Consider the following 14,421-nt stretch of genomic DNA (forward strand, 5'->3'; position numbering starts at 1 on the left):
CTAAAAGAGAAAGAGCCACTTTATCTTCGTCGCATAGATTCTCTCTTTCGCTTCCCATTTTTCTTCGGGAGAACGGAGTTCGTTTAAGACCAAATAAAAATGGGAACGTGGTTTAATCTCCCAATTGAAATATAAGGCAAATCTTATTCTTTCCATTTGCCATTTTCTCTCTTCATAGGATAATACCGGGCTTGGGCTAAATGTTAGGGAAGCAAAAGGGGTGAAACAATACCTTAGATAGACCGAACCGGAGGCTGTGGTTTTCAAGTGGAGACCATTTGGTTGATACTCAACCCAAGAATTGAAAAAAGGGTTAATTGAGAGGCGGTGGGTTAAGGGAAAAAAGAAGCCACCCCAGGTTTCTACCTGTCCGGCTAAAAAGTCCCTTAAATAATTCCAGGTGTAATTATATGAAGCGCCACAATAGACTTCCCATCTCTTTATCAGAAAATAAAGGTTAGAAGAAAGACCTTTTGTCCGATAGCCGCGTTTCTCTTCGTATTCCTTCCCTAAGTTAAGATAAAGGTAATAACTGATTTGTGTCGGTTCCCGAAAGGAGAGATATCCTTCTAAGAAATTTTTCCTTGACCAATCCCAATCTTCTAATTCTTTTTCCGTCTTCATCCCAACCGAGAAAGAATAAGAAGAGATAGGTCCGGTGGTTGGTGATTGGGTAATGCCGCTTAAGATAGTTAATGACTTACTACCGGGTGAGACCGGAGCATATCCCATTCCACTGATATCAAATCTTTCTCCGGTATATTTAGTAGCAAAACCGCTAAAGAGATTTTCCGTAAGATAGAGAAGACCACCGGAATGAAGGGCAAAATTGGAATTTTTACTCTTACCAAAAACCATTTGCGCGCCAATCTCATTCCTCTGCCAGCGGAAAACACCATCAAGGGAAGAGGCTAAATCCCAATTCCTTTCCTTGAAATCTCTTTTGGCGGTTTGGAGAAAGCCAACCTCTGAGTTCTCAAAGAAATAGCGCTTTATCCGAAAGACATTCCAAGAGGTCTTAAAGGTACTATCCCAAGTGCCAAACTTATCTCCGGTAAGACAGGTTAAAATCCCTATTTCATTTCTTGACAACTTTCCGGCATATTTTGCCCCAAAGAGAATTGGCACATCACCCGAACCATCCCGCAAGATTCGCCCAATCCTTCGGGAATAAAAGACCTTAATTGGCGAATAGAAACTTCCGGAAGCCGGTTCAAATATCTCTTTGCCCGTCAAAAAGAAAGGTCGCCTTTCCGAATAATAAATCTCATATTTACTCAAACTCATCGTGAAAGGGTCAGATTCAATTTCGGCAAAATCCGGCAAAAATGTTAAGTTAACGGTAGATGCCTCTTTCTTATAACTGAAATCAAAGCCCGCCCATGGGAAAAATCTTTCTGTATATTTTATTAAACCAACTGGATAAACCTCTATTCCTTTTCCCTCGCCTTTTCCTTCTACCCCTTTTAATATGCCGAACTTGGAAACTTTAAGACCTTCTTCCTGATCCGGCAGAATCCAAAAGGAAGTTTCCCTTCTCTTGGGATGATAGGTCTTTACCTGAAAACCCCATTCCTTTTTCTTTCTATCAAACCTTAATGTCTTAAAGGGAATCTTCACTAATGCCCGAATTTGCCAGTTGCCTTCTTTTTTTTCTATCCGGATTGAACTCTCCCAGACCCCATCCCAAGAGTTATCATAAACCCGACCATCAGAGAGAACTAAGCCATCATTTCTTCCGCCGGAGGAATAAATAGTAAAATAATAGGCGGAAACTCGGGAAAGGAGGGGGTCTAAATATATCGTATAATATTCGTTAAAACCGGATAGAGCAGTGCTTGGCTTATCCTTACCAAAATCGGTATTCAAGAGAAAATAGAGGTTATTTTCATCCTGCAGGACTTTAACTCTTGTCTTATAGGTTGTGGGAGAATTATAATTCGGCGAGAATTGCCTTTCCATTAAAATGGAATCTAATCTCTGAAAGAAGGTATCATCTAAACCAATCTCAAATCTTTCTACTCTTGCCACGGAGAGTGTTTCTGGGGTGAGAGAAAAAAGGAAGAGGAGGGAAAGCATTAAGTTTTAAGTATATTAAAGTTTTAGATGTGTCAATATCCCTTTCTCATTCTTTGGCAAACTGGGAGAACTCTTTAATTGCCTCTTCGGAGAGGGGATGATTGCCCAGGGCGATAATTAAATCATAAGGAAGGCTGAGATGAGAAGCACCAGCAAGGACTGAGCCGATCGCCTCATCTGGTGTCTTAATACTTGCCGCCAAAATCTCCGTCTTACTTCCCAAGGTCTCAATCACCTTTCGGATTCTTCTCACCAAAGAGATGCCGTCCCCTTGAAGTCGGGTTGAGCGGTTGACATAAGGGATAATAAATTGGGCACCAAGTTCACAAGCCAGATAAGCCTGGTATTCACTGAAAACTGCGGTTACGGCACAAGGTATTTTATCACGCAACTTCTTTATGAGACTCAAATAGGTAGTGCGGGCAGGAATTTTTAGAGCAATCTTTTTGGGTGCGATCTCATAAAATTCATAAGCCTCCCTCTCCATCTCGGAAACAGTCTCCTTGGTCAACTGGTAAAAGAGATAGCCGGGAGAAACTTCCGCCAATTCTTTAATCACCTCTTGGGCTGGTCTTTTGGTCTGGGCAAGGAGTTTGGGATTGGTTGTCACCCCATTTATTAGTCCCAAATCTGCCAGTTTTTTTACCTCCTCTTTAATTGCGCTGTCAATAAAGAGAGCCATATCTCCTCCTTAATAAATCTTCTCAATCTTTACCCCTTTATAATAATGTTTTAAGATGGCAGTATAAGAATAACCCCTCCTTGCCATCTCTAAGGCACCGGTTTGGCACATCCCCCAACCATGCCCCCAACCCCGGCCTTTAATTTCTACTTCTTTGCCAATAATTCTTAAATCAAAAAAATTTGTTTTTAACCCCAATAATTTTCGGAACTCTTCTCCGGAAAGGGAAAGGTTTCCCTTTTTGGTCTTTATCTCAACCCTTCTCACCCTTTTTGTCTTCCTATCTTTTTTAAGGAAAATCTTCTTTATCCCTTCCTTTTTTACAATATTTTCCAATTCCTTCTTTTTTATCTTCAACTCCCAAGAGAAATGGTGGGAAGAGGCACAGAAAGGTTTTCTTCCCGGGGAATGTCCTGGGCTATCAGGAAGAGACTTCAAGTAGGGTTTATCTTTGGAGTTAGTAAGCCCACCGCAGTTGGCATGGTAATAGGCGATGATTGGTCTACCCTTAAAGGTGAGAACCTCTCCCCTTGTCTCCTTTACCGCGCGCCTGGTCAATTCCGTCTCCCAATTCTTTCCTTTATATGCTTGGTCCTTTGCCGGTGAAGCATAAATATGATAAAAATTTCCTGCGTTATCAAACATCCGATAAATAGCATAGGTCCGAGCGGCAACCGCCTGGGCTTTTGCCGCAGAGAAGTTTTTCTCATTCAGAGGGCCGATCTCACAACCGACAACCGAATAGAGATATTCTTCTAAGGGTAAGACATTTAAGATATAAATCTTATCCTTCTCTTCCCTTAAAACCACCTCCCCCCTTAATACCAAATCGCCAACCCTTAAATAATCTTTTCCGAGTGGAGTAATTTTTACTTCTTTCTCTTTCCCGAAAATCCATTTGGGAAATACTTTTGGCTTTAAGACAATCTTCTCACCTTTCTTCATTCTAATTTCACCTAACTGAAAACCCTCTGGCGCGGTGATAATTAAAGAATCGGTAATTTCAGAAAAGAGCAAGACCCGGATTAGAGGCTCCTCCTTAATTTTTGGGGTAATATAAAAACGGGCACAGGTGATTAAGAAAAGGAGAAAAGAGATAAGGCTTAATTTAGATGTGATTATTCTCACCACGGGTATTATAGTGAGGAGGATGAGAAAGTCAAAATGATATTAGGAGAAAATAAGGATCTTAGTAATAGTTTAACCCTTGCCTTTTTTCCTTTGCCAATTATAATAAGAATATGAAGGTTCTTTTGGGGATTGATGTCGGTTCTATTTCCACCAAAGGTGTCATCTTAGATACCAATTATCGGGTTTTAGCCAGTGAGTATTTAAGAACCTTGGGTAATCCGATAAGCGCAATCCGGCAGGTTTTAAGAAAGTTAAAAGAGAAAATCCCAGAGGATTTAGAAGTGATTGGTGTCGGAACCACTGGTTCCGGCCGGAGATTGGCTGGAGTAATCGTTGGGGCGGATATCGTGAAGAACGAAATTATCGCCCATGCGGTTGCCGCCTCCACTTTCTATTCGGAATGCCAGACCATTATTGAGATTGGCGGTCAGGATTCAAAGATTATTATCCTCCGCAACGGCGTTCCGGTTGACTTTGCGATGAATACGGTCTGTGCTGCGGGCACCGGCTCATTTTTGGACCATCAAGCCCAAAGGCTCAATATCCCGATTGAAGAGTTTGGTAAGATTGCCCTATCGGCGAAAACCCGGGTGAAGATTGCCGGCCGGTGCACGGTCTTTGCGGAAAGCGATATGATTCATAAGGCACAATTAGGACTACCAACCGCGGATATTATCGCCGGCCTCTGCGATGCCATTGTCCGCAACTATATGAATGTTGTGGCTAAGGGAAAGGATATTAGACCTTTAATTCTCTTTCAGGGTGGGGTCGCGGCAAATGAGGGGGTAAAAGAGGCGTTCGTCCGGGAATTAAAGTGTGAGATTATCGTTCCGGAATACTTTTTGGTGATGGGGGCAATCGGCGCCGCAATTTTAGCCTTTGAGGAGACAAACGGGAAAGGGAGTAAATTTTCTGGTTTTCAAGTGGCGGATATGAAATTTGAGACTCGGGCTTTTGAATGTAATTTCTGCCCTAATCAGTGCGAGGTGATTGAGACCTATCGCGGAGAGGAGTTGATTGATATCTACGGGGACCGCTGCGGCAGGTATTCGGGAAGTTAGGAGAATAAATTAAATCCTTCTTTAATGATTGTCTCTTCCCTTCTCTCTCCAATTGAGATGCCAATCACTTCGGTCTCGGTTCTTTCAGCGATAAAGTTAAGATAATCTATCGCCGGTTTTGGTAAATCAGAAAACTTTTTTGCTTTTTTGATACTCTCCTGCCAACCTTTCAGTTTCACATATTTTGGTTTTAGTTCCCAAACCCTTTCCGGGTCAAAATCTTCTACCTCTCCGTCATTGGTCAAATAACCATCCGCCACCAGAATCTCCGGCATCTCATCTAAGACATCAAGTTTGGTGATGAAGAGTTTATCAAAGCCATTAACCCTTTTGGCATAGCGGATGATTCCCAAATCAAGCCAACCGATCCGCCTCGGCCTGCCGGTTGTCGCTCCGAACTCCTTTCCCACTTCCCGCAATCTCTCTCCCAACTCTTCCTTAATCTCTGTTGGGAAAGGTCCTTCCCCAACCCGAGTGGTATAAGCCTTAGCCACACCAATCACATCCTTAATCGCCTTCGGACTAATCCCCAGTCCAGAAGGGATTGCCCCTACCGTGGTGAAAGAGGAGGTGACATAGGGATAAGTTCCATAATTTAGGTCCAAAAGGGTTCCCTGGGCTCCCTCAAAAAGAACCCTCTCCCCTCTCTTTAGGGAAGAGGAGATAATCTCTGAGGTATCGGCAATTAAGGGCAAGAGGTTAGGGAGTTCACTCTCTACCTCTTCAATGATTTCTCTCTCGTTTAAGGGTTCGCCGTCATAAACGGTCATCAGATAGAAGTTCTTAAAGGCGATATTCTTTTTTAACCGGCTTTCAAATTCGCCCCAGTCTTTTAATTCACCGAGGCGAATCCCAATGCGGGCTGATTTATCCTCATAAGCCGGCCCAATACCCCGACCGGTGGTACCAATCTTCGCCCTCTTCTTTTCCCGAATTTGGTCAATCGCCTTGTGGTAAGGAAAGATGAGATGGACCCGATAATCAATAAAAAGCCTATCTTTTATTTCAACCCCCAAGTTTCTTAAAGAATTTATCTCTTCTCCCAGAACTCCAATGTCCAAGACACAGCCGCTACCGATAACCCCTTTCGTTTTTGGGTTTAAGAGCCCACAAGGGATCTGATGGAAGACAACCGGCTGATTTTGATAAAGGACCGTATGACCGGCATTCGGTCCGCCATTAAAACGGGCAACTATCTCCGCCTCCCGGGCAAAGAAATCAATAACCTTTCCTTTCCCTTCATCTCCCCACTGACAACCAATGACCGCAATTCCGGGCATTACATCTTGTAAGAAAGGGAAATCTTCCAGTTGGAAGTGGGAAAGGAATAAATCATATAGTCAAAGCCCAAATCAATGGAAAAGTTCTTTACCCCCAAACCGAAGCCATAGCAGAGACCAAGTCTTTTCACACTGGATTTTGGGCCAAAGAGCCAGGAAATGATTGATTTTACTTCACTCTCTTCCTCTCCCCCCTTTGCGGTTTCCACCCCTCCGCGCCAGCCATGGACATCTTCAAAATAACCGATCCGGGCATGAACTATCTTAGCAAAAGAGATCTCAATCCCTAAACTCTTCCAGGCATCCTCAAACTCATAACCTAAGGAGTCCCACTTAAATGTTGTGAGACCGATGTCCATCTCAATCGGGATATTTAATTTCACATTCTCTTTCTCTATGGGGATAAAATTTACTCCGAGACGGAGCATCCTCGGGATGGGGTCGGATTCCCCAGAAGCGGTATAAGAAATATTAGGACCGAGATTGGCAACACTTGCCCCACAATTGAGCCAACGGAGCGGTTTATAGAGAAGACCAAAATCAAATCCCCAAGTGATCCCTGTGCCACCAGAGGTTATCCCTAACTCGGGCATTGCTGCCCAGACCCACTCCGGAACCAAAAAGGAATAGATAAATTTCCAGGAAAGACCAGCGCCGAGTTGGGGAAGAAATCGGTAGCCATAAGATAAAGTAAAGGCTAAATCAAAGGTCGTATATTCTCCCAAATATTCACCCCGACTGTTTATCACCTCGGTCTTACCGGTATTAAGATAGATGATATTGCCACCGATTGTTCCTTTGGGTAAGGAGTGGGTAACAGCCAAGAACTCATAATACATACCCGGATATAAGCCAGGTAGCCAATTGCAATGCATCAGGGTGGCATTCAAGGAGTTCTGGAAGGATTGACCTGCTGGATTGTAATAGGTCGCTGAGGCATCATCGGAGATCGCAACAAAGGCACCGCCTAAAGAGGTAGGACGGGCGGCGGGCCAAATCATCAAAAATACCGCTCCCGGATACTCAAAGGCACCAAAGCAAGCGGTAAAAAATAAGGTTATGGTTAGGAGTCTCTTCATAAAACATTAAAGTGCATAACTAATTATAAAAGATTTTCCCCCTATGTCAAGGAAAATTTATGGTTAAGCCAATATTCATAGGTGAGGTTTTTATCCCAATCCTTTTATTCTTCTCAAACTTATAGAAATGGGCGGAGACATAGGCATCAGCGATGTTGAAGATATGAAATGCCACACTCCACCAGACCAAATCACTTTTCCGCTCTCGGTCTTTCTCCTTAATTGTCCAATAAAGAAGAAGCCCTTCCGCCCCAGCAAAAATCATCCCCTTTAAGTAATTCTCCGTATAAATCTGACCCCCACCGGGAAAGAGGGCAGAAAAAATTATCGCCCGGGTTGGCGATTTTTCGTAAATCGGCAAACTCTCTCTTTCCGGAACCGTGTCGCTTGCCATCAAGAGAAAAAGAAAGGGGAAAATTTCCATCTATTTGAGAAAAATCTCACAAACCCGCTCCAACCTCTCTCCTTCCGAAGTGATCTTTTCCAAACCGATGACCAGATAAAGCCTCTTTTGGGGAATACCATTGAGAATCAAATAATCGGCGATTACCTTCCCTTTGCGCCAAGTGAAATCCCAAGGGCTGGAATAACTCTTCAATAAATTTGGGGAAAGGGAAGTAGGTCCGTAGTTATAAATATAGACATCGCTCGTCTCTTTCACCGCCTCGGAGATAAAAGAGAATAACTTCTCTTTTCCCTCCTCTTTTAAGAAAAAGACCTCATCCTTGGGAAAGAGATCGTCCCAAGAGAGAAGAATACTCATTTTTTCCTTTTCTCCCTCCCCCATCTTTCTCTTCAATTCTCCAATTTCCTCCTGCCACATCCGATTCTCATCATAAAGGCGCAGGAAACTATCGCGCAGGGGAACATATTTTAGGTTATAAAAGATTAAGAAGGCGAAAAGGGTGATTAAAAAGAGAAAGGTCATTAGGTATTTCATTTCAGATAGAATAGGTTATTTTCTAATCTCTGCAACTTTTCCGATAGTTCTCTCTTCCGCGCCTCTTCCTTCTCCTTCACTTCGGCTTTTGCCTTCTTTAAGAAGTTTTCATCCTGAAGGCGCATCTCAATTTTTTCTAATTCCTCTTTCAGAGCGGAGATCTCCTTTTTAATCCTCTCTTCCTCTTTTTTCACATCAATCACTTCGCCCAAAGGGAGATAGAACTCAAAATCCTTTGTGGAATAGGAAGATGATTGGGGTGGCCTCTTCTCATCAAATTTAATCTCTTTAATCCCCGCCAAGTTTTTTAAGTGTGCCATATTTTCCAAAAAGAACTCCTGCAATTCCTTTTTCGTAAGCGAAGGGTTGATGATTAAGGTAAGTTCCACCTTGGGGTCAATCCGCATCTCACTCCGAATCGTCCTTATCCCTTTAATCAAATCTAAGAAGGGATAGACCATCTCGCCTTTTGGGGAAAGGGTGAGGGGGATTTCCTCAGGCCATTTCTCCTCTAAGACACTCTTCCCAAAATTAAACCGCTGATAGATCTCTTCGGTGATAAAAGGCATAACCGGATGTAAAACTTTTAGGTAGTTGCTAAATACCGAATAAAGGACACTGAGGCAGGCTCCGTCTCTTTCTTTAAGCCTTTTTTTAGAAAATTCCAGATACCAGTCGCAGAAGGTGTGCCAGAAGAACTCATAAAGGGAATTGGCATAACCAGAAAAGTTATAAGATTCAAGATAGTGATTGATGGTATTTAAGAATTTATTAAATTCGGTGATGACCCATTCGTCAATTGGGGTTAAAGGATATTCTTCCTTTTTTGTTTTGGCATCTTTGAGATAGGGATAAATTAACCTTGCCGCATTCCAAATTTTATTAGCAAAGTTTCTTCCTAAGAGGACCCGCTCCTCCCAGAAACGGAAACTCTGGGATTGGGTCTCCAGATAAGTTAAAGTAAATCTTAAAGCATCGCTTCCGTATTTTTCAATCAATAAATTTGGGTCAACCCCAATCCCCCGAGACCGACTCATCCGCTCCCCGGATTGGGTCAAGACCGTGGAATGGATATAGACCGTATGGAAGGGGATCTCTTTCGTGAAAAAGAGACTGGAAAATATCATCCTCGCTACCCAGAGGAAGATGATATCCGGATCGGTGACTAAGACATCAGTTGGGTAGAAGAATTGGAAATCCTCGGTCTTTTCGGGCCAACCCAAGGTAGAAAAGGGCCAGAGGGCAGAAGAGAACCAGGTATCAAGGATATCTTCTTCCTGTCTTATCTTTTTACTTTGGCATTTTGGGCATTCCTTCGGGTCAGTGCGGCTCACGATTATCTCCGAACAATCTTCACAGTAGAATACCGGAATTCGGTGTCCCCACCAGAGTTGTCTTGAGAGACACCAATCTTTAATATTTTCCATCCAATCCAAATAGACCTTTTCCCAGCGCCTGGGGAAAAATCTCACCCTCCCTTCCTTTACCACTTTAATCGCCGGATCTGCCAATTCCTTCATCCTTAAAAACCATTGTAAGGAGAGGAGGGGTTCAATCGGCGTCTCACACCGGACACAAATTTTTAATGGTAAGGTATAATCCTCTTCTTTAATTAAAAGCCCTTCTTTTTTTAGGTCCTCTAAGATTTTATTTCGGGCTTCCTCCCGGCTCAGACCATAATAATTTCCTCCCTCCTTAGTAATTTTCGCATCTTCGTCAATCACCTTAATGAAAGGTAAATTATTCTTCTTACCAATCTCAAAATCAATCGGGTCGTGGGCGGGTGTCACCTTAACCGCCCCGGTGCCAAATTCCTTATCCACTAAGGAGTCAGTAATGATGGGAATTTCCCTTGCCATCAAAGGCAGAATAACCTTCTTGCCAATCATCCCCTGATACCGCTCGTCACTTGGATTGACCGCTACCGCGGTATCACCAAGCATCGTCTCCGGTCGGGTGGTAGCGACAATGATGCCATCTTCCCCATTTAACCCCGGATAACGAATGAACCACAATTTCCCCGGAATTTCTTTTGCCTTCACTTCCAAATCGGATATTGCCGTCTTGCATCTCGGACACCAGTTAATAATCCTATAATCCCGATAAATTAAACCTTCTTCGTAATACCGGACGAATGCCTCCCTTACCGCTTTGGAACAGACCTCATCCAGGGTGAAGCGGAGTCTCTGCCAATCGCAGAGACAACCAAGACTCTTTAACTGATTGATAATCTCCTTTTCATATCTCTCCTTCCACTGCCAGGCAAATTCTAAGAACTTCTCCCTTCCCAAATCAAACCTCGTCTTCCCTTCCTTCTTTAAGGTCTTCTCAATCTGATTGTGGGTGCCGATGGAGGCGTGGTCGGTTCCGGGAATCCAGAGGGCGGAGAAACCAGCCAATCGTTTCCTCCTGATTAGGATATCCTGTAAGGTATTATTTAAGGCATGGCCAATATGTAAAGAACCTGTGATATTGGGTGGGGGGATGGCGATTGTGAACTTCTTCCCTTTTCTCTCCGGGTGGCAATAGCCATTCTCTTCCCAAAAAGAGTAGATTCTCTTCTCTACCTCTTTGGGATTATAAACCTTATTAAAATCTCCACTCATCTTCCCAGTATACTAAAAAAAAATTATCGGTCAACTAAAAAGGAAAATACTTTTGATAAAAATTCTAATTTAAAATCCGAGTAAAGAGCGAAGTTTTAATAAAAGGATGTGGAAAAGGTAAGCGATTGGGATTAATAAAATAAGCCTTAATTCCCAAGAAAGGTTGGCTTCAAATACATCAAGAAGCGCCCAAGAGGAGAGGATCCCAATCAAAAGATTGGTATACCGGTCCCATTGGCTATCCCGCAATTCCGTTATCTTATGAAGTGAATCTAAGGTGGAATCTACAGATTCCTTCGTTAGCCAATAGAAATGTAAATGGGTGTTTAGTTGCTCTTTGGTAAATCTCACATCTTCTAACCAAATTTTTGCCAAGGCTTCTTCATTATCTTTCAACTCCTTTTTCCTCAGGAGTTTTTCCAGCCCTTCTTGAATAATTTCTATCTCCTTTATGTATCCTTTCAAGGTTATGAGGTTTTGAATATATTCTGAGCGAAGAGCACTTATTTCAATTGTCCTTGCTTCCGTCTTTTTTAAGATTTTCACATCAGTTTCCCCTTTTGGTCCTTTTACCCTGATCAATTCTCCTATACCCAAATCTCTTATCCTCTTCTCTTGGTCATTGAGGTCTTTTCTTAGAAAAAGGCAGGAGTTGATAGCATAATAAAACTTGTATCGGTTTAGAAAGAGAAAAGGGAAAATTTTATGGATAAGTTCAGCAATAAGCCATATATTTTTATCCTCTTCCCAGTAAAGGACTACTGGTTTTTCCTTCCTTTCTAAGTTTATTGCCAGATAGCCCCAAGGGAATGAAAACAAGTTAATCTCATCTTCGGGATAGTGAAGAGATTCCATAATTTCTGAGGCAATTGTCTTTGCCACTTCTTCTTCGCACTTTTCAATTTCTGCCACTGGGTAATAGGTTTCGCCAATGTAAGCATGCTGACCACTGGATGTATTTTGTAATCCCGCGGTGTCTAAAATCTCTTTTTCCAGCAAAGAAAAAATCTGAGGGGAATGTTCACCTTCCAAACAATAACCGATTTGCATTCGGAGAGCGTCATCATAAGCCCGAGTCCATAATTCCAATTTCTGATTAGGATTTACCACTTGCCAACCGGTGCTCAATATTCGGACATCCATAAATAAATCTTCTCTTCCCTCCTGGCCAAAGATAATTTTTTTAGTTCTTTCTAAAAACTCTTCAACTTCTTCTTGGGGAAATGGTTCGTTCGGTTTTACTTTTTTCCAGCCGGCGGAAAGAAATTCTCTGATTGCTTTCTTATGCCATTCAAATTCACTTTCTTTCTCTAATCCGTGCCAGCGAAAAAGAAAAATGGATTGATAAATTGTTGGGTCCTTAACCATAAGATATATTATAAAGTTTCTGCTCTTTTAATAATTTCCTTTATCCGCTCCACCAAATTTCTTTCAAATTCCTTAGGCGATAAAACCTGTCCTGTGGGGAGGCCAGGGGTTTCTTCCTTTCGCCCGACCATTTCCTCAGATGGTATCCCTCGGGTAGGAACCTTTGTTTCCACTCCCAAAATTAGGCCTGTAGTGAAAGGGTGTCTTTGAAAAAGGGAAATAACTTCTTCCGTCCATTTGCGAAGGGATTCTTTCTCTGGGATTAAATTCTGAGAGGACTTTTTCAGACCTTCTCGGAAATCATTCCAGGAATCACCGAGATTTTTTTTAATCTCCCCTAACCTTTCTTCTAATAAACTAACGAGTGTTATTGCCTCCATTTTTCCCTCCTTATTATTTCTGCCAATAATTCCACAACTTCATAAAAATTCCTTTTTTTATTTCGCCCTCTTTTATCTTCGGCAAATACGGTTCCACATATTGATAAGCCTTTTTTAATTCTCCGTCATCAAGCCATACCCCACATCCCTTCGGACAACCATCAATAAGAAAAGTCTTATTCTTTTCCGCACAATACCAATAGTTAGAAAGTCTATTGCCACAACGGGGACATTGATAACTTCCTTCCTTTCCCCTCTCAACTCCTACACTTCCTTCCCAACTCTTTTTCAATTCCTCCGGTAGATTATCGTATCCCCTTTTAAGGATTTCTAAAAGTTCTTGCCCCTTAAAATCAAACCAGACACCTTCGCAATTGGGGCATTGGTCAACTATTACCGTCTTAACTTTAATCTCCTTCAAAGGGAATTTCTTTCCACATTTGGGACAACCTAACATTCCTTTCATACTTTAATTATATTCAATTTTTCCTTAATGTCAATCGGCGCCGAAGCATTGAAATCCTGCCCAGTGATAGGGATGGGAAAAGGGCTTATCCTCAGAAAATTGAGAAAGGGAACCGGTTAATAACCCTAAAAGGTATCCTGACTTTCCCTTTGCCCAATCTAATAATTCTTCCTTTGTCGCTTCCTTTAACCATAACTGGGCTTCCCTTAATGCCCCTCCCTTACCCATATTCTTATTAAATATATTGTCATAGGTTCTTATCATTATTAAGGCAGTTGAAATATCAGAAACTGTCCAAAGACTACCAATCACCGTTGGTGCACCGGCATAAAGAAATCCTGTATGTAAACCGATACTCTCATCGGCAATATCCCGAAAATCAATTAAACCAGTCTCACAAGCAGAAAGGGAAACAAGCCAACTATTGGGAATTTTTCCTTTGTCAAAAATTTCATAAAGTTCTAAACATTCATTATTCCCTAATAGCAAACGGGAACTTAAATCCGAGCCTAAAGAATATTCCCCATAGGTTGAAAGATGGATTATATTAAATTGACTTATCCTTTCCAATAAATAACTCTTATCAACTACTTCTCTAATGTGGGTCTCTTTCATCGCAAATCCCTTTTCGATCTCTTGCACCTCTACTTCTGAAAATAGAAGGGGAAAAGGAGAAGGCGGATTGGCAATGGCAAAGAGACTATCCCTACTTTTTCTCTCTTCTTCCCTTCTATAACATAAGTCCAAAAGGGTGCAGTTTGGGGCATAGGTTATCTCATACTCATCAATAAGATATCTCCCATCTTCTTTTTGACAGGCATGAATTGGTAAGATACTTAACCCTTTATTGGGAATGATTACAATCTTTTCACCTTTCTCAAACCTTTTCTCTTCAAAGACCTTTGCCAATAAGTCCTCATATAAGGGTTTTAAGTTATTAAACCAATTTTTCTGCTCCTCCACCACTACTTTTTCTGTCTCTTCCTTTCCCTTTTCCAAAACGAGTCTCCTAAAATTACCAACTATATTTTTATAATTAAAATAACGATAGACCCAACCATCAATTGGCTTATTTCCATCAAACTTCACCAAAATCTCCCTTAACCTCTTATCATTAAATCCTGGAACATTTATAAATTCAAAACCATTCTTTGGTTTTATAATAAATACATAAGTCTCTTTATTAGTGACCCGGAATAAAACAATTGTCCTTCCAATCCTATTTGCCAAATCCTTAATTCTTTCAAAGTTTAGTGGTTTTTTAATCTCTTCCTCTTTTTCTCTCTCTATTCCCTTATAAATAATAAAGTCTAAAATTGTCCTCCCTTTCCCCCTTTCCGAATATTCCA

13 protein-coding genes are annotated in these 14,421 nt (G+C 41.7%); 1 reads left to right on the forward strand and 12 read right to left on the reverse strand.

Features of this window, described 5'->3' with window-relative positions:
• Genes ABIL00_04450 through ABIL00_04460 form a run of 3 tightly spaced genes read right to left on the reverse strand, consistent with a single transcriptional unit; the run spans nt 1 to nt 3,889 of the window.
• Nucleotides 1–2,079 carry a DUF5916 domain-containing protein gene (locus tag ABIL00_04450; GenBank protein ID MEO0110011.1) on the reverse strand — a complete coding sequence of 693 codons (2,079 nt, stop codon included), beginning with the start codon at nt 2,077–2,079 and terminating at the stop codon, nt 1–3.
• A 46-nt stretch (nt 2,080–2,125) separates the two neighbouring features.
• Nucleotides 2,126–2,761, reverse strand: a complete 636-nt coding sequence (locus ABIL00_04455; GenBank protein MEO0110012.1) for a transaldolase family protein — start codon at nt 2,759–2,761, stop codon at nt 2,126–2,128.
• Nucleotides 2,762–2,770: 9 nt separating this feature from the next.
• On the reverse strand, nt 2,771–3,889 hold the full coding sequence (locus tag ABIL00_04460; GenBank protein ID MEO0110013.1) for a SpoIID/LytB domain-containing protein: 1,119 nt from the start codon (nt 3,887–3,889) through the stop codon (nt 2,771–2,773).
• 113 nt (nt 3,890–4,002) lie between these two features.
• Between ABIL00_04460 and ABIL00_04465 the strand changes: the two genes are divergently transcribed.
• Nucleotides 4,003–4,953, forward strand: a complete 951-nt coding sequence (locus ABIL00_04465) for an acyl-CoA dehydratase activase (GenBank protein ID MEO0110014.1) — start codon at nt 4,003–4,005, stop codon at nt 4,951–4,953.
• Here the strand turns inward: ABIL00_04465 and ABIL00_04470 are convergent.
• The 9 genes from ABIL00_04470 to ABIL00_04510 all read right to left on the reverse strand — a co-directional run.
• Nucleotides 4,950–6,233: an adenylosuccinate synthase gene (locus ABIL00_04470; protein MEO0110015.1), complete on the reverse strand. Its 1,284-nt coding sequence runs from the start codon at nt 6,231–6,233 to the stop codon at nt 4,950–4,952. The two genes, ABIL00_04465 and ABIL00_04470, sit on opposite strands and share 4 nt — an antisense overlap.
• The gene (locus tag ABIL00_04475; GenBank protein ID MEO0110016.1) at nt 6,233–7,312 is read right to left on the reverse strand and encodes a PorV/PorQ family protein; all 1,080 of its coding nucleotides are present in this window, start codon (nt 7,310–7,312) and stop codon (nt 6,233–6,235) included. The genes ABIL00_04470 and ABIL00_04475 overlap by 1 nt, the downstream gene beginning before the upstream one ends.
• Before the next feature lie 46 nt (nt 7,313–7,358).
• On the reverse strand, nt 7,359–7,736 hold the full coding sequence (locus ABIL00_04480; GenBank protein ID MEO0110017.1) for a DUF5683 domain-containing protein: 378 nt from the start codon (nt 7,734–7,736) through the stop codon (nt 7,359–7,361).
• Entirely contained in the window at nt 7,737–8,252 is a 516-nt protein-coding gene (locus ABIL00_04485; GenBank protein ID MEO0110018.1) for a hypothetical protein, read from the reverse strand.
• On the reverse strand, nt 8,249–10,858 hold the full coding sequence (locus tag ABIL00_04490; GenBank protein ID MEO0110019.1) for a valine--tRNA ligase: 2,610 nt from the start codon (nt 10,856–10,858) through the stop codon (nt 8,249–8,251). Before ABIL00_04490 ends, ABIL00_04485 begins: the two co-directional genes overlap by 4 nt.
• Before the next feature lie 69 nt (nt 10,859–10,927).
• Entirely contained in the window at nt 10,928–12,226 is a 1,299-nt protein-coding gene (locus tag ABIL00_04495) for a hypothetical protein (GenBank protein ID MEO0110020.1), read from the reverse strand.
• Nucleotides 12,227–12,234: 8 nt separating this feature from the next.
• Nucleotides 12,235–12,606: a hypothetical protein gene (locus ABIL00_04500; GenBank protein MEO0110021.1), complete on the reverse strand. Its 372-nt coding sequence runs from the start codon at nt 12,604–12,606 to the stop codon at nt 12,235–12,237.
• A gap of 13 nt (nt 12,607–12,619) precedes the next feature.
• On the reverse strand, nt 12,620–13,072 hold the full coding sequence (locus ABIL00_04505; GenBank protein ID MEO0110022.1) for a zf-TFIIB domain-containing protein: 453 nt from the start codon (nt 13,070–13,072) through the stop codon (nt 12,620–12,622).
• Nucleotides 13,073–13,102: 30 nt separating this feature from the next.
• On the reverse strand, nt 13,103–14,421 hold a 1,319-nt coding region (locus tag ABIL00_04510; GenBank protein MEO0110023.1), incomplete at its 5' end, for a CHAT domain-containing protein.

This window comes from candidate division WOR-3 bacterium, assembly GCA_039801905.1.
Taxonomy (GTDB): Bacteria; Hydrothermota; Tepidihabitantia; order Tepidihabitantales; family JBDRVQ01; genus JBDRVQ01.